This is a genomic window from Microbacterium sp. MYb64 (assembly GCF_002979495.1).
Lineage (GTDB): Bacteria > Actinomycetota > Actinomycetes > Actinomycetales > Microbacteriaceae > Microbacterium > Microbacterium azadirachtae_A.
Genome location: NZ_PCOW01000004.1, coordinates 49,886 through 64,808, shown reverse-complemented (window position 1 = coordinate 64,808; position 14,923 = coordinate 49,886). Strand labels below are relative to the sequence as shown.

Genomic DNA, 14,923 nt, shown 5'->3' with positions numbered 1-14,923 from the left:
GTCTCTCCTCGGAATCGGTTCAGGCCGCAGACGGTGCGGAGCGGTAGGCGCGGGTGAGTTCCTGCGCGTGCTGCGCCTGCCACGCACGCGCGCCGGGGAAGACGGCCGTGAGACCGGGAGTGCCGTGGAGGTGTCCTGGGCCGACGACGAGTTCCGTCTCGACACCGGCCTCCGTCAGTCGCGCGGCGAAGGCGATCCCGCCGTCACGGAGCGGATCGTGCTCGCCGACGAAGATCAGCGTCGGCGGGAAGCCGGAGAGGTCATCCGCGTCGAGCGGAGAGGCGTCGCTGTCCGCGGGCCCGTCCGGGCCGACGTACAGTCCCGCCACCCACGCGAACTCCTGGCGCCAGGGTTCTCCGGCCTGCTCGGCCGCGTGGCCCATGGGGCGCAGCGCGAGAGCAGGGACCTCGAGGTCGACGTGCACGAGCGGGACGCTCCCGCGAAGGCGCAGCACGGTGCTCGCAGCGATCGCCGCTCCCGCGGAGTTGCCGCCGATCCCCACCCGAGCCGGATCCACGCCGAGCCGCGCACCGCCTTCGATCAGGGCTTCGAGCGCCCTGGCCGCGTCGTCGCTGGCGGCCGGGTAGGGATGCTCCGGTGCGAGACCGTACTCGAGGGAGAAGATCTGCACGCCGCTGTCCAGAGCGCGACGCGCGCACAGCCGCTCATTGATCTGCTCGTCGACCGCACCGCCGAAGAAACCGCCTCCGTGCAGCCAGAGCTGGGACGGGAGGGGACCGGTCCCGCCACCACGGCGGTACCGCCGCATGCGGAGCAGCCCGCGAGGCCCGGGGATGACGACGTCCTCTCGGTCCACGCCGTCGGGAACCGGCAGCACCGCATCGACGGCCAGCAGATCGGAGAGCCGGCGTTCGGCGGCGCGTCGCAGGAGCGGGTCCCGGCTCTTCAGTCCGGGGAGCCCCGGCGAGATCTCCTCGATGCGGGCGATCCAGCCGACGATGCCGGGATCGAGGGCGAGTTCGGCGGGCAGGCTCATCGCGCGACGTCCGGGTAGACGACCGGTTCGTCATGCAGCGTCCGCAGCACCGCCACGAGCTCGCGGTGCAGGTGATCCGCGGCCGGGACGTGGCCCCGGTAGGTCCCCGATCCGTGACTCTGCCCGATCACGCGCAGGCAGGTCGCGGGCACTCCCGCATCGGCGAGTGCTCGGGCGTAGGCCTCGCCGTCGCCGCGCAGGGCGTCGAGCTCCGCCGTGTAGATGACCGCGGGCGGGAGGCCTCGCAGGGAGGGGGCGCGCAGCGGCGAGGCGTACGGCTCGCGGGCGGTCGCGGGATCCTTGCCGAGGTACTGGGCGATGATGCCGCGCGCGAACCGGCGGAACAGCGCCTTGGGCACCAGGGAGGACTGCGCCTCGGGTTCGAGGTGCGCGCCCGTCGTGTCCAGCAGGGGCATCTCCAGCACCTGAAGTCGCACCGGCCGGTTCTTCCGGTCCCGGTTCATCAGCGCGGTCGCCGCGGCGAGGTTGCCGCCGGCCGATCCGCCGCCCAGCGCGAGCCGGTCCGGATCCCCGCCCAGTTCGCGGGCGTGGGTCGCCGCCCATTCGAAGACCGCCCAGCACTGCTCTGGCTGGGCGGGGTAGGTCACCTCGGGCGCGTGCGAGTACTCGCCGGCCACGACGATGATCCCGGCGTCCCTGGCGCGCTCGCGGAACATCGCATCCCACCACACCCAGTCGATTCCGGCGAGCTCGAAACCTCCCCCGAAGAAGTAGACCAGGACGGGCAGCCCCGCATCCACCGCGGCGCGTTCCGGCGTCGGCCAGTAGACCCGCAGCCGTGCGTCCGGATGCCCTGGCACGGGGATCGTGTGCTCTTCGGTGGCCGCGGGAATGGGGGCGATTCCGAGCTCGGCCGTCATCACCGGATCGAACGCGGCCGCGTTGCGCCGTCTCTCCTGCGCCGTCTTCCCCTGTGGCGGCTGCAGCGGCGCGAGCCGCCGTTCGACTGCCTCGACGAATGCGTCCACCTTCGGCCTGTTCCGCGCCATCCTGATGACCTCCCTCGGTCTCGGCACTATTGTGTGGGCATCGAAGTACTTCGATGAAGTACTTTTGCAACGAAAGGGCGAGACATGCGCGGATCCCCGAAGGTGACCATCTACACGGTCGCCGAGCGCGCCGGGGTGAGCATCTCGACCGTCTCGCTCGCGATCAACGCCCCGCATCGCGTGAGCGAGCAGACGCGGGTGAAGGTGATCGCCGCCGCGGGCGCACTGGGTTATCGCACGGCCTCGACCCGTCGTCCTGTCACGGGCATGAGGGTCGCGGTCGCCGCGCCGTTCACCACCTACCAGACGTACTTCCGGCGCTTCGCCGGGATGCTCCTCCGCGCCCGCGACACCGCGATCGAGCTCGCCGCCCACGATCTCCCGTCCGCAGCCAGCGCCAAGGCGCCGCTGTTGGACGCGCTGCCGGCGCGCGGCGGGATCGACGGACTCATCGTGATGGGGGTGCCGCTGGGCAGCGCCGCGCTCCGGGCGAGCCGTGACGCCGCGCTCCCCCTCGTCCTCGTGGATGTGCGCCGCGCCCGTCCGGTCGGTGAGGATCCGCCGGTCGTCCTGCTCGATGACGAGGCCGGCGGACGCCTCGCCGGCGAGCATCTTCGCGCGCGCGGCCATCACCACGTCGTCTACCTGGGCGAGCCGCTCCTCTCGCGCGACTACATCGCCGCCGGACAGCTGCGCATGCGCGGCCTGTCCGACTACGTCAGGATCACCCCGATCGTGTGCGAGCTCGACGCGGATCCCACCCCACGCCTGCGCGAGGTCCTGTCCGGCGCCGATGCGCCGACCGCGATCATGGCCAACCACGACGAACTCGCCGCCCGCGCCTGGCAGGGCCTGCGCGCAGAGGGCTTCTCGGTACCCGGCGACGTGGCGATCCTGGGCTTCGACGACGGCCCGCTCGCCCAAACCCTCGACCTCACCACCGTCCGGCAGCCCTTCGAAGAGTCGGGCCGGCTCGCCCTCGAGATGCTCATCGACACGATCGCCCAGCCGACGAGATCGATCCAGCGGATGGAGCTCGCGCCGAGTTTGATCGTGCGGACGAGTACCTGAGCCGGACTCCGACGTGGAGGCCCGGATCGCCGCGCCTCTCCGGATCGCTACTCTGCGGGTTTCCGAGTGCTCCCTCCGCGTCCGGAACGGAAACATACCGCGCGGTCGGTATGCTTGCCCCATCGAGCATGCATGTCGGCGCCATCCGCTTCGCTCCGGAGGCGCCCATCCGCTCGATGAGCCCACTCCAGCGTTGAAGGGAATCTCCATGAACCGAACCGCCATCGTCACCGGCGCCGCCCGCGGGATCGGCGCCGCCACCGCGCGGCGACTCGCGCGAGAAGGCCATGCGGTCGCCGTCCTCGACCTCGACGAGAGCGCCTGCGCGGAGACGGTCCGCGACATCCGTGCCGAGGGAGGACAGGCGATCGGCGTGGGCGCGGATGTGGCCGACGCCACCGCGGTGACGTCCGCCGTCGACCGGATCGTCGACACGCTCGGGCCGCCCACGATCCTCGTCAACAACGCAGGAGTCCTCCGCGACAACCTGCTGTTCAAGATGACCGAGGATGACTGGGACACCGTGCTCTCGGTGCACCTGCGGGGGGCCTTCCTGATGTCCCGGGCTGTGCAGTCTCACCAGGTCGAGGCGCAGTGGGGACGTATCGTCAACCTCTCGTCCACCTCTGCGCTGGGCAACCGGGGCCAGGCGAACTACGCCGCAGCGAAGGCGGGCGTGCAGGGGTTCACGAAGACACTCGCGATCGAGCTCGGGCGCTACGGCATCACGGTCAACGCGGTCGCGCCGGGGTTCATCGTCACCGACATGACCCGCGCCACCGCCCAGCGGATCGGCATCGGTTTCGACGAATTCGTCGCGCGCGGCGCCGCCGAGATCCCCGTCGGCCGGCCCGGAGAACCCGAGGACGTCGCGGCGGCGGTGTCGTACTTCTGCGCATCCGACACGGGCTTCGTCTCCGGCCAGGCGCTCTACGTCGCCGGCGGCCCGCGCGCATGACGATCTCCGTGGAATCCCCGACCGTGCTCCTCGAGAGGATCGGCGAGAGCGCGACAGGCGAGTGGTTCCTCGTCGATCAGGACCGGATCCGGGCGTTCGCCGACGCCACCGAGGACTGGCAGTGGATCCACCTCGACGAGACCCGCGCGGCCGCCGGCCCGTTCGGCACGACGATCGCGCACGGGTACCTGACGCTCTCCCTGCTGACCCGACTCACCGCCGGCCTCCTCGTGGTGGACAGCACGGCGATGGCCATCAACTACGGCCTCGACAGGGTGCGGTTCCTCGAGCCCGTGCCCAGCGGCTCACGCGTGCGCGCGACCACCGAGCTGACCGGCGCGACGACGACACCACAGGGCATCAGGGCATCGCTCACCACAACGGTCGAGATCGCCGGCCGCACGCGTCCCGCCCTCATCGCCGACACCGTCGCGCTCTTCGTCCCCGCATGAGCACGCGCGTGGAGGGGTGGGACGAGCAGGGAACGCCGGGACTCGACGTCGCAGGCCTGACCTCGTGGCTCGCCGAGACTCATCCCGAGCTGATGCATCGACCCTTGAGCGCGACGATCATCGCCGGAGGCAAGAGCAACCTCACCTACGCGATCGACGGCGCGCACATCCCCCTCGTGCTCCGCCGTCCGCCGCTCGGTCATGTGCTGTCCAGCGCCCACGACATGCGGCGCGAGCACCGCGTGCTCTCGGCCCTCGCCGACTCCGCCGTCCCGGTGCCCCGTGTCATCGACGTCGATGACGACCGCGTCCGGGAGAGGGTGACGGGCACGATCTTCCTCCTCATGGAACGGGTGCCGGGCCAGGTGCTCACCACGTCGGCGCAGAACGCGCCGTACTCGGCCGGAGGGCTGCGTGCGCTGAGTCTCGACCTCGCCCACCGCCTTGCCGACCTGCACGCCATCGATCCGGAGAGCGTCGGGCTCGGCGGCTTCGGTCGGCCGGAGGGCTACCTCGTCCGGCAGCTGTCGACGTGGCAGAGGCAGCTCGAGTCGTCGCGGTCGCGGAGCACGCCGGCCCTCGATGAGCTGCAGCTCGCGCTCTCCCGGGGTCTGCCTGCGGCGTCCAGGGCCGGCATCGTGCACGGCGACTATCGACTCGACAACGCCCTGGTCGTCGATGACGGCGACGTGCCACGGATCTCGGCGATCCTCGACTGGGAGATGGCGACGCTGGGCGACCCGCTCGTGGATCTGGGGATGCTGGCGGTCTACTGGGACATCGGGCGCATGCCCGGCGGCGTCGCGGACGTCGTGCCGAGCGCCGTCGATCCTCGCGTGGGGTACCTGCTCTTCGACGAGGTGGCGGACGCCTACGCGGAGCAGACCCGGATGCCTCTCCCCGATCTGCGGTGGTACCGCGCCTTCGGGGCGTACAAGCTGGCTGTGATCCTCGAGGGCATCCATTTCCGCTTCCGCACCGGCGGCACCGTCGGCGCGGGATTCGACCAGGTCGGCGCCATCGTGGAGCCGATCGCCCGCCACGGCCTCGAGGAGTACTGATGGATTTCGCACCGGACGCGCGCGCCGACGAGTTCACCGAGCGCGCGCGCGCGTTCCTGCACGATCGGGTGATCCCCGCCGAGCCTGAGTTGGAGCGGCATCTCAAGGAGTTCCAGGACGGCTGGGGCACTCCCCCGATCGTCCGGGAGCTGCAGGCCGAGGCGCGCTCGCGCGGGCTGTGGAATCTCTTCCTCCCCCCGCACGGCACCGAGGACTCCGGGCTGACGAACCTCCAGTACGCGCCCGTCGCGGAGGTGACGGGCTGGAGCCCGCGACTGGCCCCGATCGCCTTCAACTGCGCCGCCCCCGACACCGGCAACATGGAGCTGCTCCGCGAGTTCGGCACACCGGCTCAGCAGGCGGAGTGGCTCGAGCCGCTGCTGCGCGCCGAGATCCGCTCGTCGTTCTGCATGACGGAACCCGAGGTCGCGTCCTCGGATGCCACCAACATCGAGACGCGTATCCGTCCCGATGGCGACGGATACGTGGTGACGGGCCGCAAGTGGTGGTCGACCGGCGCGATGAACCCGGACGCCGCCGTCTTCATCGTGATGGGGAAGACGGATCCGAACGCCGACCGGCATCATCAGCAGTCGATGATCCTGGTGCCGCGCGATGCGCCGGGCGTACGTGTCGTGCGTCCTCTCACGGTGCTCGGCTTCGACGATCGCGATCACGGCGGCCACGCCGAGATCGTCTTCGACGGAGTGCGCGTGCCGGCGTCCAACCTCATCGGCGCGGAGGGGGACGGTTTCGCGATCGCCCAGGCCCGCCTCGGTCCTGGCCGCATCCATCACTGCATGCGGGCGCTGGGGATGGGCGAACGCGCGCTGTCGCTGCTCCGCGAACGCGCGAGCACCCGCCGAGCGTTCGGACGACTCCTCGCGGAGCAGGGCGTCGTGCAGGAGCTCGCGGCCGAGTCGCGGATACAACTGGAATCGCTGCGGTTACTGGTCCTGAAGACAGCGTGGCTGATGGACGAGGTCGGCGCGCGGCAAGCGATGACGGAGATACAGTCCATCAAGATCGCCGTGCCGCGGGCCGTTCAGCAGATCGTCGACCGGACGATCCAACTGTTCGGGGCAGCAGGCCTCTCCGGCGACACCCCGCTCGCCGAGCTCTTCGCCGGCGTCCGATCCCTGCGCATCGCCGACGGCCCCGACGACGTGCACCTGGCCCGTCTCGGCCGCGCGGAGCTGAATCGCTGATGCCGTCCGAGACCTGCGCACACCGGCCTGGGCGACGGATCAGCCGCCCGGCCGGCGCAGGCTCGCGAGGAACAGGTCGGCGAGTTGCGCCGCGACGAGGCCCGGCTCCTCCGGGCCGTCCGGCGAGTACCACTGGGAGAGGTAGTGCACGTCGCTGAAGAAGTGGGCGACCAGCACCGCCACCGGGATGTCCTCCCGATAGCGTGACTCGGCCTGCCCCCGCACGATCAGTGCGGCGAACCGATCGTGGTACGCGCGACGGCGTCGGGTGACCTCCTGCTGTCTCGGCGCGCTGAGAAGGTGCATGCTGCGGAAGAAGACCGCCGCCTCCGCCAGGTGATCGATGGTCGTCTCCAGCACGTCGACGCATGCCGCGCGGAGTACCGCGTCGGTCGGACCGCCACGGTCGATGATCTCGTCCAGGCGAGACCTCTGCAACGACAGGAGCCCGTCGTAGATGCCGAACAGAAGGTCGTCCTTCGATTGGAAGTAGTGATACAGGGCCCCTTTGGTGACTCCCGCCGCCTCGACGATCTGCTGCACGCTGGTGGTGGCGTACCCCTGGAGCGCGAACAGCTCGACGGCCGCCTTGGCGACGTCGTCGGCGACGTGAGAATCCTTCATCCACTCATCATCCGCCGAAACAGGACCGCGGCCGCCGAGACACGACCGCGGCCGCGGCCGCGGAGGGACGCTCGTCCGTGCGTCGACCGCTCCTGCCGCGCACCTACTCCGGCTCGGCCTCGACATCACGAAGAAGGCGCACGACGTCCTCGAACGACGAGCTCGTTCCTGTCCGCACGTACATGCCGGCCGTCGCGACGCCGAGCGCCAGCGCGGCGTCCAGAGCCCATCCCTGGGCGCGGGCGAACGCGTATCCGGCATTGAAGTTGTCCCCGGCCCCGGTGCGGACCAGGGGCGTCGCCGTGTGGAGGGTCGGCATCCGGGCGCTGCCCTGGTCCTCCGACCACGCCCCGCTGGTCCATGCGTTCCGGACCACGACCTCGTGCACTCCGAGCCGAGCCAGCAATCCCGTCCCGAGAACATCCAGGGAGCAGGAATCCGCGTCGCCGGGCGCCCCGGAGCGCCGATGCACGAGTCGCGCCTCGCCCTCGTTCATGATGAGCACGACGCGCATCGCGCGAGGGATCGCCGCGAGGAAGTCGAAGAGCTCCTCTGTCTCGGCCTGCGAACGGCGTGTCCCGTCGGCGAGGTCGATCACCAGCAGCCCGGGGGCGGCTCCGGGCTCCCGGAGGATCCCTTCGATCAGCCTGTGCCAGATCGCGGTCGCGTGGCGCATCTCGCCCCAGTTGGTGAGGGCCACGACATCCTTCCCGGTGAACGCGGCGCGCATCGTCGGCGCATCGACGCGATCGACGACCGATTCCCAGCCGACCTCTTCCAGCACTCCGGTGTCGGCCAGGAAGAGCTTGCCGTTCTCGAACTCCAGGGCGATGGTCTCGACCGGCTCCTCGAAGCCCACCCAGCGCACGCCCGGTTCCGAGGCGAAGAGAGGATGGGTCCCCGCCTTCCCCACCATCCCGACGCCGGTCACCTCGGCGCCGAGATGCGCGAGGGCACGGGCGAAGAGCGGCATGTTGCCGCCCAGCGCTCTCGCGACGAAGGTGAGCCCGAGGGAGTGGTTCTGTCCCGACGCGGAGGCGAGGAACGCGGCGAGGTCCTTGCTGCTCTCGAACCGCTCGCCGCCACCGCGCTCGACCCGGTAGATCGTGTCGACGAAGCCGTCGAAGCCCATACCCGCCGAGATCGCGCGCGGCGGTGCGCCGAGATGGGCGTCGAGAGCGGCCAAGGCCGCCCCAGGAATCGGACTCATGGCTCAGGATCCCGAAACCGCACGGCTGCGCAGGTCTTTGCGCAGGATCTTGCCCGCGCTCGACTTCGGGATCGAATCGATGAACTCCACGCGGCGCACCTTCTTGTGCGGGGCGACGTTCCCGGCGACGAAGGACATGACCTCCTCCACCGTGAGCCCCGCTCCGGGCGCGGCGACGACGAAGGCCTTGGGGATCTCCTGCTTGTCGTCGTCGAGCACTCCCACGACGGCGGCGTCGAGCACTCCGGGATGCCTCAGCAGCAGAGCCTCGAGCTCGGCCGGCGCGATCTGGTAGCCCTTGTACTTGATGAGCTCCTTGACCCGGTCGACGATCGAGAACCAGCCCTCCCCGCTATAGGTCGCCACGTCGCCGGTGTGGAGGAAACCGTCCGCATCGATGGTCTCGGCCGTGGCGTCGGGGCGGTTGAGATAGCCGAGCATGACGTTCGGCCCCTTCACCCACAGCTCCCCCGGGCGGGTGAGCCCATCGGCTTCGAACTCGGTGATCTCCTCCCCCGTGTCGATGTCGACGAGCTTGCAGACGACGTTCGGCAGCGCGTAGCCGACCGAACTGACCGGGACGCCCTCGGAGTCGGACGGAATGGTGTGCGACGCCGGGCTGAGCTCGCTCATCCCGTACCCCTGGTAGACGCGCGCGTCGATTCGCCGTCCGACGAGCCCTGCCGTCTCGCCGTCCAGCGGCGCGGCCCCGGAGAAGACGGTGCGCACCGTCGAGAGGTCGAATTCGTCGACGATCGGATGCTTCGCGAGCGCGACCGCGATCGGCGGGGCGACGCAGAGGTACGTGCAGCCATGCCGTTGGATGCTGGTGAGGAACTCGACGAGGTCGAACTTCGGCATCGTCACCAGGGTCGCCCTCCGCCGGAGGGCGAGGTTCAGAAGCACCGTCATCCCGTAGATGTGGAAGAACGGGAGGACCGCCAGCAGGCGATCCGCTCCCGCCAGCGCCGTCCCCACCTGGCACTGCTCGACGTTCGCCACGAGGTTGCGGTGGCTGAGCATGACGCCCTTGGGCGCTCCGGTCGTACCGGACGAGTACGGCAGCACGGCCACATGGGTGGCGGGGTCGATCGCGATGACGGGCGGCGCAGCGTTCTCGGAGAGCAGACTGCCGAGATCCGGATGGCCGGCTGCACCGTCGATCACGATGAGGCGCTCGGGTGGGATCCCGCAACGGGCCGCCGCGGCCTCGGCCTGCGGAAGGAGCCGTCCGACGGTGATCAGCCACGTCGCACCGGCATCGGTCAGTTGCTTCTCGATCTCCTCTGCCGTGTAGAGCGAGTTCAGCGTGGTCACGGTCGTCCCGGCGCGGAGGCTGCCGTGGAACACCGCGGCGAACGCCGGGATGTTCGGGCACAGCATCGCGACGACCGTGCCGATGCCCGCGCGGCGCGCGGCGAGCGCGCCGGCGAAGGCGTCCACCTGCGCTCGGAGCGAGCCGTAGGTCGTCTCGGCGCCGGACGCCGCGTCGATCAGGGCCACTCTGCCCAGGTCGTCGTCGGTGAGGTCGGCGAACAGATACTCGTAGACCGTGAGGTCTGGGATCTCGAGGTCAGGGAATCGGCTGTGGAACATGGCTCTTCTCTCCTTCTTGCTTTCTTTGCCTTGCTGGATCACAGGGCCCAGGGGACGGTTGCCGCCCGGAAGTAGCCCAGGGCCCGCCGATCCCAGATGCGGCTCTGCGCGCCGAGGCGGGGGGCGAAGTCCTCCCAGGCGCCGCTTTCCCGAGGAGACCAGGCCCGCTCCGCGAAGCCGGGGATCCGCGTGACGGAGAGGAGTCGCATCGTCGCCGCATCGGACACGGTGTCGGCCCACATCGCGGCCTTCACCCCTGCGACGCTTGCCCCGTCGAGGCCGGGGATGATGGTCTCCGGCTCCCACTCGTAGAACTCCTGCACTGAGCGCGCCGAGTAGACCGGCAGACCGAGAGCACCTCGACGGCCCTCCTGATCGGCGTCCAGCGAGACGTCCGCGTAGGGCGTGTCCAGGTAGGCGACACGGGTGGGGGCCAGCACGACGCGACAGCCCTGCGCGACCGCGCGCTGCACGTCGCCCGCCGCGACCCGGTAGAACGGCAGCGTCGCAGGGGGCATGTCGTGCGGGAGCGGTTCGCCCGCCGCAGCGAGGCGCTCGAGCTTCTCGAGGTCTCCTCCCGGGCCGACGAAGTCGATCCACAACTCCACGATGGATCCGGGTTCCAGCACGGCTCGCGTCGCTTCCTGGGCGAGGACGAGACTCACCCCGCGCGCGCGGGCGACATGGCTCACGCGGCGCACGAAAGAGGAGTAGACGGCCGGATCCATGCGGAAAGCCTCGTCGCAGCAGAGGCCCACGTGCGGCGAGCCGGCGATGTCGGACAGCTCCCTCAGCACGGCCTCGACGAAGACCCACAGCTCGGGACTGCCTGGGTCCACCTGGCCCACGAACCGTCCCTGACGTTCTTCGATCCTCCCCCATTCGGGGTACGCGCGCAGGAGCGCGATGCAGTGGCCCGGAAGATCGATCTCGAGGAGGAGGGTGATCCCCCGCGCCGCGCAGTAGTCGCGCAACCGCTCCATCTCGGCGCGCGAGTAGAAGGGCTCCCCGCCCGCTGTCAGCGCCGCATAGCCCGGCATCTCGATCCGCCACGCCTCGTTGTCGGCAAGATGAAGCTGGAGCACATTCAGCTTGTAGAGAGCGATCACGTCAACGATCGCGAAGATCTCGTCGAGCGTGTAGTAGCACCGGGCGACGTCGAGCAGAAAAGCCCGCCACGCCAGCCGCGGGCCGTCCACGATGCGCACCCCCGCGACTTCCCGACATCCCTCGGCATCGATCGGGGCACCGGCCACGAGCTGGCGGAGAGTCGCGAAAGCATGGCTCACGCCTGCGGGGTCGGCGGCACGGATTGCGATGCCATCCGGAGCGACCCGCAGCGCGTACCGCGCATCCGTCGCCGTACGACCCGTCGGATCGATGCCGACGGCTGCCGGCACCGCGCGTGCGACGTCCATCGGCGCGCCGATGTGAACGGTGATCGCCGCACGCCCCGATCCTTCCTTCACGAGCGCCGGGCCGCCGTCCGCCGCGAGGTCGGCGATGAACGCGTCGACCTGGTCGGCGAGTCCCGGCGGCGCCTGGATGCGATCCCCGTCCCGGACGAGCAGGCACCCCCGGTGCCCGGAGATGTGGACGGGCGCGGGGATGAGCATGCGTGCTCCTTCTTGATTCAGGGCCGGGGGAACGGCTTCAGGCGCGACGACGCCGGGACGGCCGGGTTCGGGTGTGCGGAACCCGCAGAGCACGGGATTCGGATCAGACATGGGGCTCCAGGACGATCGGACCGCCATGGGCGACCGACAGGGCCGTTGCGTCTATAAGCACCTGGACCCGATGGCCGTCGATCATCTCGGGAAGATCGCCACGACGCCGCTCCTCCCGCCGCATCGCGACGAGGTCGGAGATCTGGCCGGCCGCGGCGGCCCGCAGCTGGGAGCGGAAGTCGTCGGGCTCTGCCCAGCGCACGATGCGGTCATCTTCGTGCGCCCGGAGCCAGCACCGTTCGGCGGCGACGAAGTCGACATGCGCGACGCCCCCATCTCCGTACGCCGTCACCGACATGCGCGCCGTCGCCGACGGCTCGACCCTGCTGACGGCGATACGGGCGGTGGCGCCATCGACGCACTCGATCTCGGCCTGGACCGCGTCGAAGTTCTCGACGGCCATGAGGGTCCCGCCCTCGGCGCGGCGCTCGCCGATCCGGATCTCTCCCTGCGCGCGGATCCTGCGCGGCTCGCCCACCGTCCAGCGCACCAGATCCAGAGCATGGGGTCCGAGGTCGCTCAGCACTCCGTACGGCTCGGCGGTGCGGTCGAACCGCCAGGACCACGGCGCATCGGGGGAGGACGCCGACGTGTGCACGTAGTCGACGTCTGCATGCAGCAATCGTCCGATCCGCCCGCTCCGCACCAGATCACGGAACTGCCGCACCCGGGGAAGCCAGCGCGCCGTGAAGCCGACGAGAGCGTTCACGGGTTCGGCAGCCGCGGTGGTCGCGGCGCTGAGGACGCTGTCGAGCGCGATCGGCTTCTCGCACAAGAGGTCGACCCCGCGGGCGGCGGCGGCACGGACGGCATACGGGTGGGCCGCCGGAGGGCTCGCGATCACCACCCCGTCCAGTGCTGCGGCGTCCAGCATGGCGTCGATGTCGTCGTACGCGTCGGGGATCTCCCAGAGCGACGCGAACTCGCGCGCACCGTCGAGCCGGCGCCCTGCCACGGCCACGAGCTCCACGCCCTCGTTCGCCCGCACGCCGGGGAGGGTGAACATCGACGGCCAGGTGCCGTGGCCGATCAGGCCGAGCCGGTAGGGCGACATCGCTCTCCTCACACGATCGTGACGTCGCCGCGCGGCGACGTTGTGCAACATAATTGATATCGTTGCATGCATGTCGTCAGGAAGGCAACCGTCACCGCCGTTTACACTCGTGCCTATGACCATTCCGGCATCGCTCGCGGCGGCGGGGAATCGCGAAGGAGCGGAGCGCGCGTTCCTGCGGGCACGGCGGCAGTTCATGGCCGGCGACCGCATCGACATGCAGGATCTCGCGGCGGACATGGACGTCGACCGTTCCACGCTGTTCCGCTGGATCGGCAACAGGGACCACCTGCTCGCGATGATCCTGATATCGCTCGCAGAGCCGGCGATCCGGGCCGCCGAGGCGCAGACGACCTCGGAGGGCGCGACGAGGATCAGGGACGTCGCCCGCCGGTACGCCGACGGCGTCCTGGGCTCGGCCTTCTTCCAGGCCTACCTGCGCCGCGAGTCCGACCGCGCGCTGCGCCTGCTCACCTCGAAGGCGAGCGCGGTGCAGGCGCACATCGTGACCGCGTTCGAGGAGCTGATCGAGACCGAGCGACGCGCCGGCAGGCTCCAGCACTCGATGGAGTCCCGCCCGCTCGCCTACATCGTCGTCCGCATCATCGAATCCTTCGTCTACACCGACACGATCACCGGCGATCCGCCCGACGCCGCGATGGTGAGCGACGCCGTGGGTGCCCTGATGCACGTCGACTGAGCTGCACGTCGAAGGAGCTGTGCGTCGACGGAGTCTCCGCGCAGCTTCAGGCGAGGTCCAAGAGCGCTGCCGCCCCCATCCCGCCCCCGATGCACATGGTGACGACCGCGCGACGCGCGGCACGGCGGCGTCCCTCCACGAGAGCGTGAGCGACCATCCGCGCACCGGACATCCCATACGGGTGCCCGATCGAGATCGCCCCGCCGTCGACGTTGAACCGCGCCGGGTCGATGCCCAGGCGGTCACGGCAGTAGACCGCCTGCGAGGCGAACGCCTCGTTCAGCTCCCACAGGTCGATGTCGTCGACCCGGAGGCCGTGCCTGGCCAGCAGGGTCTCCACCGCGGCGATCGGTCCGATGCCCATCTCCCCTGGAGCGCATCCGGTCACGACGCTCCCGCGGTAGCGCCCCCAGGGCTCCAGACCCCGTCGCTCCGCCTCCGCCGCCGACATGACGACGAGTGCCGCCGCACCGTCCGAGAGCTGGCTCGCATTCCCGGCCGTGACCGTCGAGCGCGCGCTCGCGACACCGTCCGGCAGTACCGGCACGAGTCTCGAAAGCGCGTCGAGTTCCGTTCCGGGCCGATTGCCCTCGTCACGCCCCAGCACGACCTCGCGGTCGCGCAGGTCCCCGGACTCCGGATCCGTGATCGACATCACCGCTGAGATCGGCACGATCTCCGCGTCGAACCGCCCCGCGGCCTGTGCGGCCGCGGTGCGCGACTGCGACTCGAGCGCGTACAGATCCTGCGCCTCCCTGGTCACGCCATAGCGCTCCGCCACGATCTCGGCCGTGTGCAGCATCGGGAGGTACAGGTCGGGCACCTCGTGCTCCAACCAGCCGTCGCGGGCCCGGTAGGTGTTCTGATGCGGGTTCTGCACCAGCGAGATCGACTCCACGCCGCCCGCGACGCCGACGCCGATCTCTCCCATCGCGATGCGCCCAGCGACCATGTTCAGCGCCATGAGCCCCGATGCGCACTGCCGGTCGACGCTCATACCGGGGACCGTGTCCGGCATGCCAGCCCGGAGTGCCGCCTGCCTTCCGACATTGAATCCTGACGTGCCCTGCTGCAACGCAGAGCCCAGCACGACATCGCCGACCTCCGCCGCGTCGATCCCCGCCCGCGAAACGGCACTCGAGATCGCATGGGCCGCGAGGTGCGGGGCGCTGGTGTCCCTCAGGGAACCTCGATAGGCGCGGCCGATGGGGGTGCGTGCGACACTGACGATCACTGCTTCTTCAGACATGACGGC

The 14,923-nt window shown here is 70.2% G+C and carries 14 protein-coding genes; 6 read left to right on the top strand and 8 right to left on the bottom strand.

What is annotated here, in order from left to right:
• Window positions 1–19: 19 nt before the first annotated feature.
• On the bottom strand, window positions 20–997 hold the full coding sequence (locus CQ044_RS05460; RefSeq protein WP_105687432.1) for an alpha/beta hydrolase: 978 nt from the start codon (window positions 995–997) through the stop codon (window positions 20–22).
• Window positions 994–2,007: an alpha/beta hydrolase fold domain-containing protein gene (locus CQ044_RS05455; protein WP_105687430.1), complete on the bottom strand. Its 1,014-nt coding sequence runs from the start codon at window positions 2,005–2,007 to the stop codon at window positions 994–996. Before CQ044_RS05455 ends, CQ044_RS05460 begins: the two co-directional genes overlap by 4 nt.
• A gap of 84 nt (window positions 2,008–2,091) precedes the next feature.
• On the opposite strand from CQ044_RS05455, the gene CQ044_RS05450 reads away from it, so the two are divergent.
• The 5 genes from CQ044_RS05450 to CQ044_RS05430 all read left to right on the top strand — a co-directional run bounded on the left by CQ044_RS05450 (window position 2,092) and on the right by CQ044_RS05430 (window position 6,757).
• On the top strand, window positions 2,092–3,078 hold the full coding sequence (locus CQ044_RS05450) for a LacI family DNA-binding transcriptional regulator (RefSeq protein WP_105687428.1): 987 nt from the start codon (window positions 2,092–2,094) through the stop codon (window positions 3,076–3,078).
• Between the two features lie 208 nt (window positions 3,079–3,286).
• On the top strand, window positions 3,287–4,036 hold the full coding sequence (gene fabG, locus CQ044_RS05445) for a 3-oxoacyl-ACP reductase FabG (RefSeq protein ID WP_105687426.1): 750 nt from the start codon (window positions 3,287–3,289) through the stop codon (window positions 4,034–4,036).
• A gap of 8 nt (window positions 4,037–4,044) precedes the next feature.
• Window positions 4,045–4,488, top strand: coding sequence for a MaoC family dehydratase (locus tag CQ044_RS05440; RefSeq protein WP_308736919.1), 444 nt, complete (start codon window positions 4,045–4,047; stop codon window positions 4,486–4,488).
• Window positions 4,485–5,549 carry a phosphotransferase family protein gene (locus tag CQ044_RS05435; protein ID WP_105687423.1) on the top strand — a complete coding sequence of 355 codons (1,065 nt, stop codon included), beginning with the start codon at window positions 4,485–4,487 and terminating at the stop codon, window positions 5,547–5,549. The genes CQ044_RS05440 and CQ044_RS05435 overlap by 4 nt, the downstream gene beginning before the upstream one ends.
• Window positions 5,549–6,757, top strand: coding sequence for an acyl-CoA dehydrogenase family protein (locus CQ044_RS05430; protein ID WP_105687422.1), 1,209 nt, complete (start codon window positions 5,549–5,551; stop codon window positions 6,755–6,757). The genes CQ044_RS05435 and CQ044_RS05430 overlap by 1 nt, the downstream gene beginning before the upstream one ends.
• 39 nt (window positions 6,758–6,796) lie before the next feature.
• On the opposite strand, the gene CQ044_RS05425 is transcribed toward CQ044_RS05430, so the two are convergent.
• The 5 genes from CQ044_RS05425 to CQ044_RS05405 all read right to left on the bottom strand — a co-directional run bounded on the left by CQ044_RS05425 (window position 6,797) and on the right by CQ044_RS05405 (window position 12,968).
• Window positions 6,797–7,381: a TetR/AcrR family transcriptional regulator gene (locus CQ044_RS05425; protein ID WP_105687420.1), complete on the bottom strand. Its 585-nt coding sequence runs from the start codon at window positions 7,379–7,381 to the stop codon at window positions 6,797–6,799.
• A gap of 103 nt (window positions 7,382–7,484) precedes the next feature.
• The gene (locus tag CQ044_RS05420; protein WP_146116742.1) at window positions 7,485–8,591 is read right to left on the bottom strand and encodes a PfkB family carbohydrate kinase; all 1,107 of its coding nucleotides are present in this window, start codon (window positions 8,589–8,591) and stop codon (window positions 7,485–7,487) included.
• Between the two features lie 3 nt (window positions 8,592–8,594).
• A complete protein-coding gene (locus CQ044_RS05415) occupies window positions 8,595–10,187 on the bottom strand; it encodes an AMP-binding protein (RefSeq protein WP_105687417.1) in 1,593 nt (530 codons plus the stop codon).
• Window positions 10,188–10,225: 38 nt separating this feature from the next.
• The gene (locus tag CQ044_RS05410) at window positions 10,226–11,803 is read right to left on the bottom strand and encodes a family 20 glycosylhydrolase (RefSeq protein ID WP_181158188.1); all 1,578 of its coding nucleotides are present in this window, start codon (window positions 11,801–11,803) and stop codon (window positions 10,226–10,228) included.
• Between the two features lie 103 nt (window positions 11,804–11,906).
• Window positions 11,907–12,968 carry a Gfo/Idh/MocA family protein gene (locus tag CQ044_RS05405; protein ID WP_181158187.1) on the bottom strand — a complete coding sequence of 354 codons (1,062 nt, stop codon included), beginning with the start codon at window positions 12,966–12,968 and terminating at the stop codon, window positions 11,907–11,909.
• A gap of 115 nt (window positions 12,969–13,083) precedes the next feature.
• Here CQ044_RS05405 and CQ044_RS05400 point away from each other — a divergent pair, with 115 nt between their 5' ends.
• On the top strand, window positions 13,084–13,668 hold the full coding sequence (locus tag CQ044_RS05400) for a QsdR family transcriptional regulator (protein WP_181158186.1): 585 nt from the start codon (window positions 13,084–13,086) through the stop codon (window positions 13,666–13,668).
• Window positions 13,669–13,714: 46 nt separating this feature from the next.
• Here CQ044_RS05400 and CQ044_RS05395 read toward each other — a convergent pair whose 3' ends face one another.
• Entirely contained in the window at window positions 13,715–14,917 is a 1,203-nt protein-coding gene (locus CQ044_RS05395) for an acetyl-CoA C-acyltransferase (RefSeq protein ID WP_105687410.1), read from the bottom strand.
• Window positions 14,918–14,923 lie beyond the last annotated feature (6 nt).

Bases quoted from the DNA above. Each gene is read 5' to 3' on its own strand.
- CQ044_RS05460 (WP_105687432.1), bottom strand. From the start codon at position 997: ATGAGCCTGCCCGCCGAACTCGCCCTCGATCCCGGCATCGTCGGCTGG.
- CQ044_RS05400 (WP_181158186.1), top strand. From the start codon at position 13,084: ATGACCATTCCGGCATCGCTCGCGGCGGCGGGGAATCGCGAAGGAGCG.
- CQ044_RS05410 (WP_181158188.1), bottom strand. From the start codon at position 11,803: ATGCTCATCCCCGCGCCCGTCCACATCTCCGGGCACCGGGGGTGCCTG.
- CQ044_RS05425 (WP_105687420.1), bottom strand. From the start codon at position 7,381: ATGAAGGATTCTCACGTCGCCGACGACGTCGCCAAGGCGGCCGTCGAG.
- CQ044_RS05430 (WP_105687422.1), top strand. From the start codon at position 5,549: ATGGATTTCGCACCGGACGCGCGCGCCGACGAGTTCACCGAGCGCGCG.
- CQ044_RS05415 (WP_105687417.1), bottom strand. From the start codon at position 10,187: ATGTTCCACAGCCGATTCCCTGACCTCGAGATCCCAGACCTCACGGTC.
- CQ044_RS05435 (WP_105687423.1), top strand. From the start codon at position 4,485: ATGAGCACGCGCGTGGAGGGGTGGGACGAGCAGGGAACGCCGGGACTC.
- CQ044_RS05455 (WP_105687430.1), bottom strand. From the start codon at position 2,007: ATGGCGCGGAACAGGCCGAAGGTGGACGCATTCGTCGAGGCAGTCGAA.
- CQ044_RS05450 (WP_105687428.1), top strand. From the start codon at position 2,092: ATGCGCGGATCCCCGAAGGTGACCATCTACACGGTCGCCGAGCGCGCC.
- CQ044_RS05395 (WP_105687410.1), bottom strand. From the start codon at position 14,917: ATGTCTGAAGAAGCAGTGATCGTCAGTGTCGCACGCACCCCCATCGGC.
- fabG (WP_105687426.1), top strand. From the start codon at position 3,287: ATGAACCGAACCGCCATCGTCACCGGCGCCGCCCGCGGGATCGGCGCC.
- CQ044_RS05420 (WP_146116742.1), bottom strand. From the start codon at position 8,591: ATGAGTCCGATTCCTGGGGCGGCCTTGGCCGCTCTCGACGCCCATCTC.
- CQ044_RS05405 (WP_181158187.1), bottom strand. From the start codon at position 12,968: ATGTCGCCCTACCGGCTCGGCCTGATCGGCCACGGCACCTGGCCGTCG.